At 65.9% G+C, this 18,733-nt stretch carries 13 protein-coding genes and 1 pseudogene; 4 read left to right on the top strand and 10 right to left on the bottom strand.

Annotation, left to right across the window (positions count from 1 at the left end; translation table 11 throughout):
• Positions 1-299, top strand: a pseudogene (locus AX018_RS24930) (IS4 family transposase); the annotation flags it as partial.
• A 377-nt stretch (positions 300-676) separates the two neighbouring features.
• Here AX018_RS24930 and AX018_RS19635 read toward each other — a convergent pair.
• From AX018_RS19635 to dapC, 6 genes are all read right to left on the bottom strand, one after another.
• Complete coding sequence (locus AX018_RS19635) at positions 677-2,692, bottom strand: ABC-F family ATP-binding cassette domain-containing protein (protein ID WP_111880809.1); 2,016 nt, start codon at positions 2,690-2,692, stop codon at positions 677-679.
• Between the two features lie 122 nt (positions 2,693-2,814).
• Complete coding sequence (prmB, locus tag AX018_RS19630; protein ID WP_111880807.1) at positions 2,815-3,759, bottom strand: 50S ribosomal protein L3 N(5)-glutamine methyltransferase; 945 nt, start codon at positions 3,757-3,759, stop codon at positions 2,815-2,817.
• A complete protein-coding gene (gene dapE / locus AX018_RS19625) occupies positions 3,756-4,934 on the bottom strand; it encodes a succinyl-diaminopimelate desuccinylase (protein ID WP_211322485.1) in 1,179 nt (392 codons plus the stop codon). Before dapE ends, prmB begins: the two co-directional genes overlap by 4 nt.
• A 130-nt stretch (positions 4,935-5,064) precedes the next feature.
• A complete protein-coding gene (locus AX018_RS19620; protein WP_111880802.1) occupies positions 5,065-6,228 on the bottom strand; it encodes a PilT/PilU family type 4a pilus ATPase in 1,164 nt (387 codons plus the stop codon).
• A 59-nt stretch (positions 6,229-6,287) separates the two neighbouring features.
• Positions 6,288-7,112 (bottom strand): 2,3,4,5-tetrahydropyridine-2,6-dicarboxylate N-succinyltransferase, encoded by an 825-nt coding sequence (dapD, locus tag AX018_RS19615; RefSeq protein WP_111880800.1) that lies wholly within the window; start codon positions 7,110-7,112, stop codon positions 6,288-6,290.
• Between the two features lie 16 nt (positions 7,113-7,128).
• Entirely contained in the window at positions 7,129-8,331 is a 1,203-nt protein-coding gene (gene dapC, locus AX018_RS19610; RefSeq protein WP_111880798.1) for a succinyldiaminopimelate transaminase, read from the bottom strand.
• A gap of 120 nt (positions 8,332-8,451) precedes the next feature.
• Here dapC and AX018_RS19605 point away from each other — a divergent pair, with 120 nt between their 5' ends.
• Positions 8,452-9,969, top strand: coding sequence for a methyl-accepting chemotaxis protein (locus AX018_RS19605; RefSeq protein WP_111880796.1), 1,518 nt, complete (start codon positions 8,452-8,454; stop codon positions 9,967-9,969).
• A 19-nt stretch (positions 9,970-9,988) separates the two neighbouring features.
• Here AX018_RS19605 and rsxB read toward each other — a convergent pair whose 3' ends face one another.
• From rsxB to AX018_RS19590, 3 genes are all read right to left on the bottom strand, one after another.
• Entirely contained in the window at positions 9,989-10,684 is a 696-nt protein-coding gene (gene rsxB / locus AX018_RS19600; RefSeq protein ID WP_111880794.1) for an electron transport complex subunit RsxB, read from the bottom strand.
• Entirely contained in the window at positions 10,681-12,111 is a 1,431-nt protein-coding gene (locus tag AX018_RS19595; RefSeq protein WP_111880791.1) for a polyhydroxyalkanoate depolymerase, read from the bottom strand. The genes rsxB and AX018_RS19595 overlap by 4 nt, the downstream gene beginning before the upstream one ends.
• Before the next feature lie 200 nt (positions 12,112-12,311).
• Positions 12,312-13,376 (bottom strand): GTP pyrophosphokinase, encoded by a 1,065-nt coding sequence (locus tag AX018_RS19590; RefSeq protein WP_111880788.1) that lies wholly within the window; start codon positions 13,374-13,376, stop codon positions 12,312-12,314.
• A 216-nt stretch (positions 13,377-13,592) separates the two neighbouring features.
• Between AX018_RS19590 and AX018_RS19585 the strand changes: the two genes are divergently transcribed.
• A complete protein-coding gene (locus tag AX018_RS19585) occupies positions 13,593-16,421 on the top strand; it encodes a bifunctional diguanylate cyclase/phosphodiesterase (RefSeq protein ID WP_111880785.1) in 2,829 nt (942 codons plus the stop codon).
• On the opposite strand, the gene dusA is transcribed toward AX018_RS19585, so the two are convergent.
• On the bottom strand, positions 16,394-17,449 hold the full coding sequence (gene dusA / locus AX018_RS19580; protein ID WP_111880783.1) for a tRNA dihydrouridine(20/20a) synthase DusA: 1,056 nt from the start codon (positions 17,447-17,449) through the stop codon (positions 16,394-16,396). The two genes, AX018_RS19585 and dusA, sit on opposite strands and share 28 nt — an antisense overlap.
• A 136-nt stretch (positions 17,450-17,585) precedes the next feature.
• Here dusA and AX018_RS19575 point away from each other — a divergent pair, with 136 nt between their 5' ends.
• Entirely contained in the window at positions 17,586-18,665 is a 1,080-nt protein-coding gene (locus AX018_RS19575) for a tyrosine-type recombinase/integrase (RefSeq protein ID WP_111880780.1), read from the top strand.
• Positions 18,666-18,733: the final 68 nt, after the last annotated feature.

Below are 18,733 nucleotides of genomic sequence, written 5' to 3'. Positions count from 1 at the left end.
TGTGGGGCTTGCTGATTGCCTATACGCTGCTACGCCGATGGATGCGTAAGATGGCTGAGCACGCGGGCGTGCAGCCTGTGCGCATCAGCTTCCATACGGCCCAGCATGCCATCGTCGGTCTGCTCAACTCGGCCAGCCTCGCCACACCGGGCACGCTGCCCCAACGGCTGGATCAGTTGCTGCAACAGGCCCACTACTTCGTCCTACCGCCACGGCGACCTGAGCGAACCTACCCGCGCGAGGTCAAAAACAGAGCGCACAAGTTCCCAACGAAAAAATGCCAGTCAGCTGTTAACTGACTGGCATTGCCGCCGAGGCGGGGTTTTTCAATGGGGAAAGGGTTGAAGAGAGCTGCGAAGACGTGGCGCGTGGCGCTGGCTGTGTGGAAAGGATTTTCCTCAGGCCTTGTGGATGCCTGCGCCGGCCCCTCAGAAGCGGGCGGGCGCGCGCTTGCGGTCGCGTTCGTCTTCGGGCCAGGCGGACAGGATTGCAGAGGTGTTCATCGTTAGCTCCTTGGATGAGTGAACAACGTGGCGTATTTACGCGGCGTTGACAGCAGAACGAAAAAAAATGCAACCTTGCGAAGGTCGTTTATTTGCTATCAAAGCAATAGCTGAAAACGATGACTGGATAACGAGGTGGATGAGAAGTCTCGGGAAAGGTTACATGCTTTTACTCATGGAGCAGCGCATTCGAGGGCCTCGATTTCCGTGGAAAGTTCCAGCCAGCGCTCTTCCAGGGCGCCGATTTCATCGCCGCACGCTTTCAGCCGGCGTCCGCAATCCGCGATCTCCCCGGCGGGCAGCGGCTGGCTCAGGCGATCCTCCAGGACGGCCCTTTCGGCCGTCAGCGCGGCCAGCCGCTGGTTGATCTGCTCGACCTCGCGCTTGAGTGGGCGTGTCTTCTCCGCGATCTGCTGCCGGGCCTGGGCACCGAGCTTGCGCTGCTCGCGCGCATCCCGAACCGGGGGCGCTGCGGGTGCCGGGGGCGGTGGGGCGGCGGGCACGGCCTGGTCTGGGACCACCGCCGAACCGCCGCCAGCGGCCATGGCCGCCATGCGGGCCTCTTCGCGCAGGCGCTTGGACTCGTCCAGCAGGTACCGCTGGTAATCGTCCAAGTCTCCGTCGAACGGCCCGACCGCACCCCGTCCCACCAGCCAGAATTCGTCGCACACCGCCCGCAGCAGGGCCCGGTCGTGGCTGACCAGCATCACGGTGCCCTCGAATTCGTTGAGTGCCATCGACAGCGCCTCGCGTGTCGCCAGGTCGAGGTGGTTGGTAGGCTCGTCCAGCAGGAGCAGGTTGGGGCGCTGCCAGACGATCATCGCCAGCACCAGCCGCGCCTTCTCGCCCCCGCTCATGGTGCCCACGGCCTGCTTGACCATGTCGCCCGAGAAGTTGAACGTGCCCAGGTAGTTGCGCAGATCCTGCTCGCGGCTGGGCTCGCGGGCGCTGGCGCCCAGCTCCTTCGCGAGGCGGATCATGTGCTCCAGCGGGTTGTCCGCGGGGCGCAGCACATCCAGTTCCTGCTGGGCGAAATACCCGATGGACAGCCCCTTGCCCTCGGTCACGCTGCCGGCCAGCGGCTGCATCGTGCGGGCGATGGTTTTCACCAGCGTGGACTTGCCCTGGCCGTTCGCGCCCAGGATGCCGATGCGCTGGCCCGCCAGCACCGACCGGTTCACATGGCGCAGGATGGTCTTGGGGGTGCCGCCGTCCTCGCCCTGGTAGCCGAAGGCCGCGTCGGTGACGGCCAGCATGGGGTTGGGCAGGTTGGAGGGCTCCTTGAAGCTGAAGGTGAACTCCGCGCCCGCGAGCACCGGCGCGATCTTCTCCATGCGCTCCAGGGCCTTGACGCGGCTCTGCGCCTGCTTGGCCTTGCTGGCCTTGGCCTTGAAGCGGTCGATGAATTTCTGCAGGTGGGCGATCTTGTCCTGCTGCTTGGCGTAGCTGGCGGCTTGCAGCTCCATCTGCTGCGCGCGCAATTCCTCGAAGCGGCTGTAGTTGCCGCCATAGCGCGTGAGCCCTGCGTTGTCGATGTGCAACGTGACCGTGGTGATGGCGTCCAGGAACTCGCGGTCGTGGCTGATGACGATCAGAGTGCCGGCGTAGCGCTGCAGCCAGGCTTCGAGCCACACGAGGGCGTCCAGATCCAGGTGGTTCGTGGGTTCGTCGAGCAGCAGCACGTCGCTGGGGCACATGAGCGCGCGCGCCAGTTGCAGCCGCATGCGCCAGCCTCCCGAGAAGCTGTTCACGGGGCGGTCGAGTTCCTCGACCTTGAAACCGAGGCCCAGGATGAGTGCCTGCGCGCGGGGCACCGCATCGTGCTCGCCCGCATCGCCCAGGTCCGCATAGGCCTGGGCGATGGCCATGCCGTCTTCGGCGAGGTCGGCAGCGCGCAGGGCCTCGCGCAGTTCGGACAGCCGGGTGTCTCCGTCGAGCACGAAGGCGGTGGCGGATTCCTCCGTCTCGGGCATGTGCTGGGCCACCTGGGCCATGCGCCATTGCGGAGGCATCGAGAAGTCGCCGCCATCCTCGTGCAGCGAGCCGTTCAGCAACGCGAACAGTGTGGATTTGCCGGCGCCATTGCGACCGACCAGGCCCACTTTCTCTCCGGGGTTGATGGTGACGCTGGCGCTATCGAGCAGCACCTTGGCGCCGCGGCGCAAGGTGACGTTGTTCAGGAGAATCATGGCGGGGGAAGGAAAGAGGGGCGGGCGCCGCAGGGCGCCCGCGCGAAAAATCAGCCGCGCATGGTACCGGATGCGCGCGGCCCCGGTGTCCGCCGGATGGCTGCCGCGGGGCGCGGCATCGGTCAGCGGCCGGCGTCGGGGGCGTGCAGCGCCAGGGCCTCGCGGGTGATCAGCAGCACCTGGTCCTCGCCCGCGCTGGTGTCCACCCAGAACACCGGCAGGCCGGGAAAGGCGGCCTCGAAATGGGCGCGCTCGTTGCCGATCTCCAACACGAGGACACCGTTCTCGGCCAGTGCAGCCGGCGCATCCGCCAGCAGCCGGCGGATGAAGTCCATGCCGTCGGAGCCTCCGGCCAGCGCGAGTTCCGGCTCGGCGCGGTACTCCGCCGGCAGGGCGGCCATGCTCGCGGCGTTCACGTAGGGCGGGTTGCACAGGATCAGGTCCCAGGGGCCGGGCACGGCCGAGAGGCCGTCCGAGAGCGCCAGCGCCACGCGGTCCGCCAGTCCATGCCGGTCCACGTTGATGCGCGCCACGGCCAGGGCGTCCGGCGACAGGTCTGCGCCCGTGACGCGCACGTCCGGATAGGCCATGGCGGCCAGCACGGCCAGGCTGCCGTTGCCGGTGCACAGGTCGAGCACCTCGCGGGTGTGCTCGCCCAGGAAGCCGTCGATGCTACCGTCGGCCAGCAGTTCGGCGATGAAGCTGCGCGGCACGATGGCGCGCTCGTCCACGTAGAAGGGCACGCCTTGCAGCCAGGCCTCGCGGGTCAGGTAGGCCGCGGGCTTGCGCGTGGCGATGCGCTCCTCGACGAGCCGGGCGACCTGCGCCTGCTGCTCCGGCGTGACCCGGTGATCCGCGGCGGAGTCCGGGCCGCTGTCCAGTGGCGTGTCGAGCGGCAGGCCCAGGCGCCAGAGCACGAGCCATGCGGCCTCGTCGTGGGCGTTGGTGGTTCCGTGCCCGAAGGAGACGCCGGCCGCATCGAGCCGCGCGGCCCCGCTGGCCACGAGCGCCGCGAGGGTGTCGCCTCGAACCGGCCGATCCGGCGAAGAAGAAGCGGCCGACGTCATGCCGCGGCCGCCTGCGCGTTCAGGTGTTCGAGCGTGCGGCGGTAGATGTTTTTGAGCGGCTCCACGTCCGCGACCACCACATGCTCGTCGATCTTGTGGATGGTGGCGTTGGGCGGGCCCAGTTCGATGACCTGCGGGCAGACCTGCGCGATGAAGCGCCCGTCGCTGGTGCCGCCGGTGGTGGACAGCTCGGTCGTCAGGCCTGTTTCCTGCGCGATGGCGCTCTGCACCGCGGCCACGAGTTCGCCCGGCGTGGTGAGGAAGGGATGCCCGCCCAGCGTCCAGGCCAGGTCGTATTCGAGGCCGTGGCGGTCGAGCAGGTTGTGCACGCGCGTCTTCAGGCCCTCGGCCGTGGATTCGGTCGAGAAGCGGAAGTTGAAGTCGATCACCACCGTGCCCGGGATGACGTTGGTCGCGCCCGTGCCGCCATGGATGTTGCTGATCTGCCAGCCCGTGGGGGGGAAGTAGTCGTTGCCCCGGTCCCATTCAGTGGCGGCCAGTTCCGCCAGCGCCGGCAGCGCTTGGTGGATCGGATTGCGCGCGAGCTGGGGGTAGGCGATGTGCCCCTGGATGCCGCGCACGGTGAGCTTGCCCGAGAGCGTGCCGCGGCGGCCGTTCTTGATCATGTCGCCGGTCTTGCGCACCGATGTGGGCTCTCCGACGATGCACCAGTCCAGCCGCTCGCCGCGTGCCGCGAGCTGCTCGACCACGACCTTCGTGCCATCGACGGATGGCCCTTCCTCGTCGCTCGTGAGCAGGAAGGCCAGCGAAATGGCGGGATCGGGCGTGGCGGCGAGGAATTCCTCCACCGCGACCACGAAGGCGGCGATGGAGGTCTTCATGTCGCTCGCCCCTCGGCCGTAGAGCTTGCCGTCGCGGTGCGAGGGCGTGAACGGGTGGCTGCTCCACTGCTCCAGCGGGCCGGTCGGCACCACGTCGGTATGGCCCGCGAATACTATGGTTTTTGTAGCATGCTTTGCAGTATTTTCGGCGACATGGGGGCGTTTTGCCCATAAATTGCTGACGCGGAAGGTGTCGGGGCCGCTGTCGATCCGCTCGCAGACGAAGCCCAGGGGCGCGAGGCGCTCGGCCAGCAGGTCGAGGCATCCGGCGTCATCGGGCGTGACGGACGGGCGGGAGATGAGCTGTTCGGCCAGGATCAGGGTACGGGACATCATGGGCGCGGGCGCCGCGGCGCGGAACCCGGGAATGGACAAAGGGAGGGGCCGATGGCGCGGGGCCGGGCGAGGGCGCAGGGCCCGATGCCCGGGCGCGTGCCGCAGCGTCCGCGAGGTGCGGCCATGGCTACTGGGGTTTGACGTCCAGCACGATCTCGGTGAACGATGGCTGGTCTTCCTCCTCCTGGGCTCCCGCATCCTTGCGGTCGCGCGCCGCCTTGGCGGCCAGGGAGAAGTCGTTCTGCAGGCGCCACATCAGGTTGGTGGGCGAATCGGCGTAGGCCAGGCCTTCCTTGCGGTCGATCTTGCCGTCGAGGATGAGGCGGGCCAGATCGTGTTCGAAGGTCTGCGAGCCCTCGGCCATGGATTTTTCCATCGCCTCGCGCACCCCCGAGAAGTCTCCCTGCTCGATCATCTCGGCCACGAGCTTGGTGTTGAGCAGCACTTCCACGGCCGGCAGGCGCTCGCCCGTGGGCGAACGCACCAGCCGTTGCGAGACCACGGCCTTGAGGGCCGATGCGAGGTCGCCCAGCATGGTGGGCCGCACTTCGACCGGATAGAAGCTCAGAATCCGGTTGAGGGCGTGGTAGCTGTTGTTGCCGTGCAGCGTGGCAAGGCAGAGGTGGCCGGACTGCGCGTACGCGATGGCCGCGGACATGGTTTCGCGGTCGCGGATCTCGCCGATCAGGATCACGTCGGGCGCCTGGCGCAGCGCGTTCTTGAGCGCGGTCTGCAGCGACTGGGTGTCGGCGCCGATCTCGCGCTGGTTGACGATGGATTTCTTGTTCTTGAACTGGTATTCGACCGGGTCCTCCACCGTGAGGATGTGGCCCGTGAGCTGCTCGTTGCGGCTGTCGATCATCGACGCCAGGGTCGTGCTCTTGCCCGACCCGGTGGCGCCGACCACCAGCAGCAGCCCGCGTTTCTCGAGGATCAGGTCGCCCAGGATAGGGGGCAGGTTGAGGCTGGAGAGCGGCGGGATGTGCTGCGCGATGAAGCGCACCACCACCGCGTAGCTGCCGCGCTGGCGCATGGCGCTCACGCGGAAGCGCCCCACCCCCGTGAGGGGTACACCCATGTTCAACTCGCCCGTCTCCTCCAGCTCCTCGATGCGGTCGGGTGGCACGATCTCCGAGAGCAGGTTCCGGGGCGCCTCGAACGGCAGGATCTGGCTGTTGACCGGAACGCACTCGCCGTTGATCTTGATGAGGATCGGCGCATTGGCCGAAAGATAGACGTCCGAGGCCCGCTTTTCGGCCATCAGTCGAAGAATCCGCTCCATCGTGCTCATGGGATGTCCCTTGCGAAGGTGGGTGGAGGTGGAAGGGCCGGTCTGGTGGGTGGATCGTGTCAGTCGCGCAGCAGGTCGTTCAGGCTCGTGGTGGAGCGCGTCTTGGCATCGACCTTCTTGACGATGATGGCGGCGTACATGCTGTACTTGCCGTCACCCTTGGGCAGGTTGCCGCTCACCACCACGGAGCCCGCGGGCACGCGGCCGTAGCTCACGGTATCGGTCGTGCGGTCATAGATCGGCGTGCTCTGGCCGATGTACACGCCCATCGAGATGACGGAGTTCTCCTCGACGATCACGCCTTCGACGATCTCCGAGCGGGCGCCGATGAAGCAGTTGTCCTCGATGATGGTCGGGTTGGCCTGCAGCGGCTCCAGCACGCCGCCCAGTCCCACGCCGCCCGAGAGGTGCACGTGCTTGCCCACCTGCGCGCAGGAGCCCACGGTGGCCCAGGTGTCCACCATCGTGCCCTCGTCCACGAAGGCGCCGATGTTCACGTAGCTGGGCATGAGGATCGCGCCCTTGGCGATGAAGCTGCCGCGGCGCGCAACAGCCGGAGGCACCACGCGCACGCCGGTGGCGGCCATCTCGGCGGCCGAGCGGCCCGCGAACTTGGTGGGCACCTTGTCGTAGAAGCCCAACTGGCCGGCTTCGATGAGTTCGTTGTCCTTGAGGCGGAACGACAGCAGCACGGCCTTCTTGATCCACTGGTGCACGGTCCACTGGCCGACACCCTCGCGGGTGGCCACGCGCAGCTTGCCGGTGTCCAGCTCGGCGATCACGTGCTCCACGGCGTCCTGCACTTCCTTGGGTGCGGCGGCGGGCGAGAGGCTGGAGCGGTTCTCCCAGGCGGTGTCGATGATGTTCTGCAGTTGTTGGGTCATGGTTCCGTTGAGGAAATCAGGGGTGGGATTGGATGAATTGCACGATGCGCCGGGCGGCTTCCAGGCATTCTTCGACTTCTGCCACCAGGGCCATGCGCACGCGGCCGGCGCCGGGATTGCGGCCGCCGGATTCGCGGGCGAGATAGCTGCCCGGCAGCACCGTCACATTGTATTGAGCGAGCAGGGCGCGGGCGAAGCCGGCATCGTCCATTCCGAGCCGCTCGGGCACGCGCGCCCAGAGGTAGAAGCCGGCGTCGGGCAGCGTGACGTCCATCACCTCGGCGAGCACCGGGGTCACCTGCGCGAACTTGCGGCGGTAGAGCGCCCGGTTCTCCTCCACATGGGCTTCGTCGTTCCAGGCGGCGATGCTCGCGCCCTGTATGGCCGGGCCCATGGCGCTGCCGTGGTAGGTACGGTAGAGGAGGAAGGCCTTGATGAGCGCGGCATCGCCCGCCACGAACCCGCTGCGCAGGCCGGGTACGTTGCTGCGCTTGGACAGGCTGGTGAAGGCGATGAGGTTGCGGAAGTCCGGGCGGCCGAGCCGGGCCGCCGCCTCCAGGCCTCCCAGGGGCGGTTCGTCGCGGAAGTAGATCTCGCTATAGCACTCGTCCGAGGCGATCACGAAGCCGTGGCGATCGCTCAGCGCGAACAGTTTCTCCCATTCGGCCAGCGGCATCACCGCGCCGGTGGGGTTGCCGGGCGAGCACACGAAGAGCAGTTGCGTGTGCTCCCACACCTCGGCGGGCACGCTGTCCCAGTCCACCGCGAAGTTGCGGGCCGGGTCGCTGGGCGCGTAGTACGGCCGGGCACCCGAGAGCAGCGTGGCGCCTTCGTAGATTTGATAGAACGGATTGGGGCAGACCACGGTGGCGCCCGCGCGGGTGGGGTCGATCACCGTCTGCGCGAAAGCGAACAGCGCCTCGCGCGAGCCGTTGATCGGCAGCACCTGCGTGGCCGAGTCGATGGTGAGGCCGTAGCGCCGCTGCACCCAGCCCGCGCAGGCTTCCCGCAGGCGAGGATCGCCGGCCGTGGCCGGATAGCTGGCGAGGCCGCCCAGGCTTTGCGTCAGCGCCTGCTGGATGAAGGCCGGCGTGGGGTGGCGCGGCTCGCCCATGCCGAGGCTGATGGCTGCGATGCCGGCTGGAGGCTGCGCCCCCGCGAAAAGCTGCCGCAGTCGCTCGAAAGGATAGGGTTGCAGGAGGGAGAGCAGGGGATTCATGGGATGCCATTATCGGGCTGCGCGGCCATGGGGCATGGCAGATCGGCGTATTCCCGCCTTGCCAATCTGCGGGAAGTGGCGGCCAATAACGCGCGGTACCCCTTGATAGGAGATGAGAGGATGTCTGTTTCCCTGCCGCTGCGCCCGGCCGTGCGATTCCTGCGCGCGCTGCGCATTCCCGCGAAGCTTGTCTTCTGGACCGGCGCGGCGCTGCTGGCTTTGGCGGGAACCGCCTGGGCCGCTGCCAGCGGAGGGAGCGTGGCCGGTGCATGGGCCGCGGTGGCGGGGGGCACGGTTCTGGTCTACCTCGCGCTGGCGCTGCATGCCGGCCTTGCCGCCGATCTCGGGGGGCTGGCGCGGGCGCTGGAGGCCACGGCCCAGGGCGATTTGTCGCGGAGCGCGCCCGCGCAGCCAGGGCGGGACGAATTGGCACAGCTGGCCTCCCTGCTGAACCGCATGGTGCTCACGCTGTCGTCGATGGTGGCCGACATCCGCAGCAATGCCGCGCTGGTTGCGCATGCCGGGCGAAGCTTGGCGGTGGACAACCGGGCGCTGGCGGATCGGACCGAGCAGCAGGCCGCCAATCTGGAGGAGACCGCCGCGAGCGTGGAACAACTGGTCACTACCGTGCGGGAGAACGCGCAGACCGCGCAGGCCGCGGACCGGCGCGCCGTGCAGGTCCGCGCCGCCGCGGAGGCCGGCACCCAGGCGATGGGCCGGGCGGTGGAATCCGTGCAGGCCATCCAGCAGGGCGCGCGCCGCATGGCGGAGATCATCGGCGTGATCGACTCCATCGCGTTCCAGACCAACATCCTCGCACTCAACGCAGCCGTGGAGGCGGCCCGTGCGGGCGAGCAGGGCCGGGGCTTCGCCGTGGTGGCCGCCGAAGTGCGCACGCTGGCCCAGCGATCCGGCACCGCGGCGCGCGAAATCCGGGATCTGATCGGCGACTCCGTGCGCCAGGTGGAGTCGAGCGCCACGCTGATCCGCGCGGCGGGTGACGGCATCGCGGGCATGGCGGACGGTATTCGCGGCGTGGCGGGCAACGTGAGCGAGCTATCCGTCTCCAGTGTCGAGCAGAGCACAGGCCTGGCCGAGATCAGCGCGGCGGTGCAGCAGATCGACGAGATTACGCAGCACAACGCGCAGATGGTCGGGCTGGCGGTGCAGCAGGCGGAGGCGCTGGAGAGCCGAGCGGCCACGCTGTCGCGGGCGGTCTTGTCGTTCCGGCTCCAGCAAGGGACGGCCGAGGAGGCCATGGCCCTTGTCGAACGGGCCGTCGGCCAGCGGCGTTCTTCGGGATCGCGCGACAGCTTTCTGCGCATGCTCACCGATCCCGCCCAGGCCTTCCATGACCGGGACATGTACGTGTTCGTCCTCGACCAAGCCGGAACCTACCTCGCGTTCGGCGGCAACCCCGCGAAGGTCGGCTCGCGCGTGCAGGACATTCCCGGCATCGACGGAGCCCGCCTTGTCGCCGACATCGTGGCGCAGGCCGAGCGAGGGCCTGGCTGGGTGGAATACGACATCACCAATCCTGCGACAGGCAGCGTGCAGACGAAGATGTCGTTCGTCCGCCAGGTGGACGGCATGTATCTGGGCTGCGGGGTCTACAAATCTCTCGCGGCGCGGGCCTGAAGGTCGCTGTGCCACCTCATCAGTCGCTGACATTGCCGGGCATGCGTTGTCCGCGAGCCCGGGCCATCGCGGCGGCGATGGCGGCCCGCCGGGCTGCTGCAGGATCATCGGCCGGTGGTGATGGTTCTTTGGCGTGTGCCGGGGCCGGCGGCGATGGCGAGCTTTCGCTGGTCACCGTGGCATGCACCGCATCGTTTTCAGCGTCCTGGCGGATCTGGCGCGCCTGGTAGCGCTGGCGGGCGTGCTCTGCATGCCCGGCGGACCAGGCTGACCAGCCGGTGTCGGACCCACTGGCGTTTTCCAGAGAGATGCAATCCACGGGGCACACGGGAATGCACAACTCGCAGCCGGTGCAGTGCTCCGGGATCACGGTGTGCATGTACTTGTTCGTCCCCAGGATCGCGTCGGTCGGGCAGGCCTTGATGCAGAGGGTGCAGCCGATGCACCAGTGCTCGTCGATCACGGCCAGGGAGCGGGGCGCTTCGCTTCCGCAGTCGGGGTCCAGCGGAACCACGGGGCGGCCGGTCAGGGCCGCCAGCCGCGCCACGCCTTGGGCGCCGCCCGGCGGGCATCGGTTGATTTCGGCATCGCCGCAAGCGACGGCACGGGCATAGGCCGCGCAGTCGGGGTAGCCGCAGCGCGTGCACTGGGTCTGGGGCAGGACCGCATCGATGCGGGCCACCAGACCTTCGAGCGCGGGGCGGACGGGGTTCAAGCCTTGCGGGCGCTTCGCTTTCCGCGTGCCGCAGGCGCGGCCGTGGCGGTCGGCAGTTCTTCCGCAGTCTCCGCGGCCAGGGCCGACACCGCGCCTGTGCGGCGACGCGGCGCGTCTTCGCTGGGCACCAGCGTGCTGTCCACGCTGCCGGAGGCAGAGGGTTGAGGGTTGTGGGCCAGGATGAAGTCGCGCACCTGGGGGTACACGACCTCACGCCAGCGCCGGCCGCTGAAGATGCCGTAGTGGCCCGCGCCCCTGACCTCGAAGTGCTTGCAGTCCTTCTGGGGGATGGCCGTGCACAGGCCATGCGCGGCCTCGGTCTGACCCGAGCCGGAAATGTCGTCGAGTTCGCCCTCGATGGTGATCAGGGCGGTGGTCCGGATATCCTGCGGCCGCACGCGCTCGACCTTCCCTTCGGGCGATCGGACATCCCAGGTGCCGTGCACGAGATCGTAGTCCTGGAACACGGTCTTGATGGTTTCGAGGTAGTAATCCGCGTCCATGTCGAGGACGGCGTTGTACTCGTCGTAGAACTTGCGGTGGGCTTCCGCGCTGGCGTCGTCGCCCTTCACCAGGTCCTTGAAATAGTCGTAATGGCTCTTGGCATGCCGATCGGGATTCATGGCCACGAAGCCGGTGTGCTGCAAAAACCCGGGATACACGCGCCGGCCCGCCCCTGGGAAGCTGTCCGGCACGCGGTAGATCACGTTGTTCTCGAACCACTCATAGCTGCGTTGTGTGGCGAGATTGTTGACGGCCGTAGGAGATTTGCGTGCGTCGATGGGGCCGCCCATCATGGTCATGGTCAGCGGCGTTTTCTCGCCGCGGCTGGCCATCAACGAAACGGCCGCCAATACCGGAACCGTGGGCTGGCACACGCTCATCACATGGCAGTTGCCATAGCGGCTTTGCAGCAACCGGATGAATTCCTGCACGTAATTCACGTAATCGTCGAGATGGAATTCACCTTCCGAGAGGGGCACCAGGCGGGCGTTCTTCCAGTCGGTGATGAACACCTTGTGCCCCTGGAGCATGGTGCGCACCGTGTCGCGCAGCAAGGTGGCATAGTGCCCGGAGAGCGGTGCCACGATGAGCACTGCCGGCTGGCGCTTGATGGTTTCCAGTGTTGCGGGGTTGTCGCAGAAGCGCTTGAACCGGCGCAATTCGCAAAAAGGCTTGTCCTGCTCCACGCGTTCGTGGATCACGACCTCGTGGCCTTCCACTTCCACCGTGGAGATGCCGAATACCGGCTTTTCATAGTCCTTGCCCAGCCGATAGAGCAGATCGTAGCCGGCGGACATGCGTTGGGCATAGACCGTCTGGCTGAAGGGCGACACGGGGTTGCTGTAGATCTTGGAGACGGTCTGGGCCAGATCCGCAAAGGGCTCCATCAGCGACCGCTGGGTTTCATAGAGGTTGTAGAGCATGGGGCGGGCTCGGCGAAGTATGTTGCAGTGCAATATAGCAGCACTTCGCGCCGGGCGTGTGGCGTAGAAATACGGATGAGCTGTCGCAAATGCGACAGTTGAAAATCAAGGCCTGGAAAGCCTTGTTTGCTATGCATTCAATAGCTGTAACTTGAAGTAACCACGCGCTGAGCGTGCCTTTTCCAGGCGGGCCCGGCACTTCAGGCGTGTTCTTTCAGCCAAGCTTCGAATGCTTCCCGCGAACTGTTGCGCAGGGCGCGCCGGAACGTCGTGCGATCGCCCAGATACAGGCAGTGCCGTATCACCGTGTAGGGGTTGAAGCTGGCCTGGGGGGTGATTTCCTCGAAATACTGCTTGTAGCGTTTCACGGTGCCCAGGGTGGCCCGCAAAAGGGTATTGAAGCGCGCACGGGTCATGTCGGGCGCCCATGCCCGGATATCGGCCACGAAAAGGTCCACTTTGTGGGGGTCGAAATCGCAATCCTTGAAAAAGTGGTTGGCGATCTTCAGGAAAGTGAAGGCGTTGAGCTCGCTGCCTGGAGGCGCGGGGCGCCCTTCCGGCGGCATGGGGGCCCCAGCATCGGCCTCCATGGTCTCGTCCGGGGCCTGTCGCAGTTCGGCATCGGTCTCGTCCCGGATCTGGCGAAACTCCCGGTCGGCCAGCTCGAAGAGTGCCGACAGCACATTGATGCGCCGCCGCAACTGGCCCGGGATGGATTTCTTGTACTTGATCTTGTGGTCGAGCACGCTCCAGGAGTCCTGGATGATGGTGCGCACCTGAAGTTCGAATGGCTGGTCCGCATAGGCCCTGTGCTCGGTGAGGGCTGCCTGCGGCGCATTGAGCCGCAGATCCAAGTGCAGCCCTTTGTAGCCAAATGACCCCTCGGTGCTTTCCACGGCAGAAACCTTGTCCGTGACATCGATTACATCGAAGTGCGAACGCACGGCATGGGCCACCTTTTCCAGCTCGTCTTCGTACAGACAGACGACCCGGACACCGATGAGATCGGTGATGTAGGGCCGTATTTTGTAGGGGGTGTTGCTTTCTTCCAGTGCCGCCCGGTATTTTCGTGAAAACTTCGCGATACATTCCTGACGGTCCTTGACGCGGCCCTCGACCTTGGTGATGTCCAAGTTCGGGGTCCGCGAGAGGATCGATTGGAGCAGGGCGATATAGGAAGCGCAGGCGTACTGCAGCGCGGGCAGTTCCTGTTCATAAAAGGCTTCGAAGCCTCTTTCTTCCCGGAAAAAATCGAGCGACGGCATGAAAAGGGTCAAAGAAGCGAAATGGGGGCGGGGCAGTCGGGCGCCAGCGGCCATTGAAAATGGGTGCGAGGCGATCGTATTCCAATGCCATGGCGGCAACGGTCGCCAGCCCGTAGGACTGCGCCCCGATCCGTGTCCGAGGCCGGTGCCATCGGCACCACGGGGCTCGATATGGGGCTTGCCAGGGCGTGCCGTCCATGACACGCTGCACCGCGCATGAGCCTATCGTCCTCGTCCCGTTCCGCAGGCAGCCCCAGCCGCGCTCCACTGCCGTTTTGGCACGTGCGCCTGGTATTCGCGCCGCTGCTTTCGGCGGCCTTGCTGGGGGTCACTTACCTCTATTGGCACCACGCGGAGCAGATCCAGCAGGCGCGGCGCCGCCAGCATTTCGAGGCGGCGGCTGAGCGCGTGGTGTCCAGCCTGCAGGACCGCATGGTGGCCTACGAAATGGTGCTGCGCGGGCTCCGGGGCTATGTGGATGGCTCGAAAGCGATCAGCCAGAGCGGGTTTGCCACGTATGTCGAAGCCCTGCAGCTGGATCAGGCCCGGCCCGGGTTGCAGGCGCTCTGTCTGCTGGAGCGCGTGCCGCAGGAGAGTCTGCGTGCCCATGTACTGGCCATGCGTGCCCAGGGCTTTGAACGGTACGAGGTGCGGTCCCGTGGAGGGCAGGGGATGTATGCCGTCATGACCCGTGTGGAGCCTCGAACCCAGGGCAACCTGAGTGCCCTGGGCTTTGATGCCGGCAGCCTGCCCGCCGCGCGCGAAGCCATGGACCGGGCCAGGGACACAGGCATGATGGCTCTCTCCGGCCTCTGGAGCGTAGGGGGTGATGAAGACCCGGGGCTCATGATGTTTCTTCCACTGTATGCAGGTGGTGGCATGCCTGACAGCCTGGACGCCCGCCGTGCCGCCATTCAAGGCTGGGTGGCTGCTCCGTTCCGCATGGCTGCCGTGGTGGACGATCTCCTGCGGGAGCTGGATTCAGCCGTGTCGCTGCGCATTCAGGATGGACAACCCTGGGCCGCTGACGAGGCTGGCATGACGGTTCTTTATGGGGCGGATGATCCGGAGCCACGGATGGCCAGCCATGGTGAACGTCTGCACGTGGTGCGTTACCTGACGGTTGGCGGGAGGCCGTGGACGCTGACGATGGAACCCCTCGCAGCCTTTGACCAGAAGGTGGGGCGCGACAACCATGGGCTCATTGCCTGGCTGGGAGTGCTCATCAGCGTATTGGCAGGGTGGTTCATCGCATTGCAGGCAACAGGGCACCAGCGGGCGCTTGCGCTGGCGCGATCGATGACGAGTGAGCTGCGCACCGCCCGCGACGACCTCGAAGGCATCCTGCATGCCGTGCCGGATCTGCTTTTCGAGTTGGATATGGATGGGCACATCCACTACTACCGATCGGCCCGGTCGGACTTCTCGTCGGCCCCCTCGGAAACGTTCGAGGGGCGCAGCTTGCAGGAAATCCTGCCAGCCGACGTCGCCGCGGAATTCCTGCAGGCGATGCGCGACGCCCGGGCCCAAGGCGTTTCGTCGGGGCGCCAGTACCATCTGCGCACGTCGGGTGGCATGCGGTGGTTCGAACTGTCGGTTGCCCGCAAGCACGGACCCTCTGCGCTCGTTTCCGGTGGCGAGGAGCCCAATCACCTTCCCGATGCGTCGCTGGCATCCCGTTACGTCGCGTTGGCACGCGATGTCACAAGCCGGCGTGAAGCTGAAGCCACGATGCACCGGTTGGCCTACTACGATGCATTGACCGGCCTGCCCAACCGACGCTTGCTGTTCGACCAATTGCAGAGTGCATTGGACCTCGCCCGCCGCCAGGGCGGCGTTGGTGCGCTGTTCTTCATCGATCTGGACAATTTCAAGCAACTCAACGACGCGAGAGGCCACCCAGCCGGTGACCGCCTGCTGGTGCAGGTGGCCCGGAGGCTCGAGCGGTTGCTGCAGGGGTTCGGCAGTGTGGTACGCATCGGTGGCGACGAGTTTGTCGTCCTGATTCCGCGCATCGCGAATGGCATCCAGGCCGGCGTGGATGCCGCCGGCGCCATGGCGGCGCGTCTGCGCGAAGGCATGGAGGCGCCCCACGACCTGGGCAGCACCTTCTACGCGGTGACCGCCAGCACCGGCGTCACGCTGTTCCCGAAAGGCAATGAAACCGTGGAAGACCTCCTGCGCGAGGCCGATACGGCGATGTATCGCGCGAAGTCTTTCGGCAGCAACCGTGTGTGCTTCTTCGAGGCGGACATGCAGGCCAGTGCCCAGGAGCGGCTTTCCCTGGAGCAGGATCTGGGGCAGGCGGTGGTCGAAGATGCCCTGGACATCCACATCCATCCCCAGGTGGACAGCCTGGGTGCGGTATGTGGTGGAGAACTGCTGCTGCGCTGGGTCCATCCGGTGCACGGGCGCGTTTCGCCCGTGCGCTTCGTGGCGATCGCGGAAGAGTCGGGCTTGATCCTGCGCATCGGGGCGCGAGTGATCCGCCGGGCTTGCGATGCCCTGGCGCGCCTGCATGCGGCCGGACGGGACTTGACGATCTCCGTCAACGTGAGCGCCCGGCAGTTCCGCCAGGACGATTTCGTGGCCTATGTGCGCGATGCGCTCGCGTATAGCGGCGCACCGGCCTCGCGGCTCATTCTCGAGGTCACGGAAACCCTGCTCGTGGAAAACTGGCAGGACACGGCGATCCGCATGGCCGAATTGGTGAAGCTGGGGGTGCGTTTCTCCATTGACGACTTTGGCACGGGATACTCCAGTCTGGCTTACCTCAAGCGCCTGCCGCTCTATGAGCTCAAGATCGACAAGAGTTTTGTGCAGGATGCTCCCGACGAGCCCAATGATGCGGCCATCGTACGCGCGATCCTCTCGATGGCGCACCACCTGCGGCTTCGGGTGGTCGCGGAAGGGGTGGAGACGTCCGAGCAAGCCGCCTTCCTAGCAAGCCATGGCTGCGATGCCATGCAAGGTTATCTGTATGCACAGCCCGTGCCGTTGAAGGACTGGCTCGATGCTCAGGCCGGTGAGCCGGCCATGTCTTGACGGGCTTCGTCTTGTGCAGCCATGCCGGGAGGCTTGGCGCGTGCGATCGCCATGACCTCGTGCGCGGGGAGATGCTTGAGGCGATGGTCGCTCCAGACCTGTCGCCAGCGGCGCGCGCCAGGCAATCCATTGCGCAGCCCGAGCATGTGGCGTGCGATGGCGTACCAGGGTGTGCCGCATCGAGCCACCTCGCGTGCCATGTAGTCCACCATGGCTTCCTCGGCCAACTCCCGCGTGAGGCCGTTGTCCGGTTTGCCGTAATAGAGCGCATCCCAGCGAGCGAGCCACCAGGGGTTGTGATACGCCTCGCGGCCGATCATGGCCCCATCCAGGCCGCCCTCCAGGGCTTGTCGTACCAAGGCGTCGCTGGCGAAGCCGCCATTGATCGCGATGGTGAGGGTGGGGAACTCGGCCTTGAGGCGATGCACCACGTCGTAGCGCAGCGGGGGAATTTCGCGGTTTTCCTTGGGTGACAGCCCTTCCAGCCACGCATTGCGTGCATGCACGATGAACACGCGGCATCCCGCATCGGCTACGGTACCCACGAAATCGCGTACGAAACCATAGTCTTCGTTCTTGCCGATGCCGATGCGGTGCTTGACTGTGACGGGCACGCTCACCGTATCCACCATGGCCTTGATGCAGTCGGCCACTAGACGGGGCTCGTTCATCAGGCATGCACCGAACGCACCGCGTTGCACGCGCTCGCTTGGGCAGCCGCAGTTGAGATTGATCTCGTCATAGCCCCATTGCTCGCCAAGCCGCGCCGAGCGTGCCAGATCGGCAGGGTCGCTGCCCCCCAGTTGCAGCGCCACGGGATGCTCCTCGGCATGGAAGCGCAGATGGCGTTCGACATCGCCATGCACCAGTGCGCCGGTGGTCACCATCTCGGTGTAAAGCAGGGCATGGCGGCTCAACAGCCGATGGAAATAGCGGCAATGGCGGTCAGTCCAATCCATCATCGGCGCAACGCTGACCCGCCAAGGCGAAATTTTTTCGGTAAGTTGTTGATTTTGTTCTGAATTCATTCTTCTGCCTTCGGGTGCCGCCTGCGCATTTCAGCGCGTTTAACGGGATAAAAACGCCCCAAGTGCAACGACTCGGTGCAACTTGACGCTACAGTTGCACCACATCAAAAAAGCAAGTTGCACTGGAGATCACACCATGGCGTCAGTCACACCACGCGGCGACAAATTCCTCGCGCAGGTTCGCATCAAGCAGGGCGGCGCCCTGATTTTCTCAGAGTCAAAGGTCTTCGACACCAAGGCCCAGGCTGTGTCCTGGGGTGATCGCCTGGAGGCCAAGGTCAAGGCTGAAGGGCCGGCCAAGCACGCCACCAGCAAGATGACTGTTGGTGACCTCGTGCGCAAGCACCTCGATGCGCAGCTGGTGGCGCGCCCCAATCTGCGCCGCTCGACGATCTACAACCACCACAAGATCGCAGCTGAGTTCGACAAGATTCTGGTGCGTGACCTCAAGCCCAAGCACCTGATCGACTACGCGATCCGGCGGAAAACCGAGGACCGCGTTACACCCGCCACGATCAAGTCCGACCTCTCCCCCGTGTCGGCCGCGTTCGGCGTCGCCCGCATCGCGTACCACGTGGACGCCGATCCTGTGGTCATTCAAGAAGCCATGCACCACCTCGGCAAGCAGGGTCTGGTCGGCAAATCGCGCGAGGTCGTCCGCTGGGTGGACGGGGAGGAAGAAGAAGCGCTGCTGGCTGAGTTTGCACGGCGCAACGCGCACCATCAGACGACGATCGACATGGCGCAGCTTTACAAGTTTGCGCTGGCCTTCCCACGACGGCTGAGCGAGCTGGGGCGTCTGGAGTGGAAGGACATCGACCCCAAGCGCAGGACGATCCTCCTGCGCGATGTGAAACACCCCTCAAGGAAGGAAGACAACGACCAAGTTGTGCCCCTTCTCGCGCCGGCCTGGGCCCTGCTGGAAGAAATGCCCAAGCTGGACGCCCGCATCTTTCCATACAACATGGAATCAGCATCCTCCGCGTTCGAGCGGGCGCGCGATCGCATCGCGGAAACGGGCCTACCTTCAATCAAGGACCTGCGATTCCACGATCTGCGCCACACCGGCATCTCAATGCTGTTCTGGTACGGCTTCAAGATTGAGGAAGTCGCGCTGGTGTCGGGACACACGAACTGGAGCACGCTGCGCCGGTATACGCATATCCGGCCGGAGGATCTGCATCGCCGGTTCGAGGCGCTGAAGCCGGCTGCGTAAGCGTCAGCTCCGCTGACGGGACTCGAGTCGGCATTGGAGGCTTTCCAGACCTCCGAGGCAGTGGTTCT

It is taken from the genome of Paracidovorax anthurii (assembly GCF_003269065.1).
In the GTDB taxonomy this organism is placed as follows: domain Bacteria; phylum Pseudomonadota; class Gammaproteobacteria; order Burkholderiales; family Burkholderiaceae_C; genus Paracidovorax; species Paracidovorax anthurii.
Note: the sequence above shows the minus strand (reverse complement) of the source record. Positions and strands in the feature narration are given on the sequence as shown.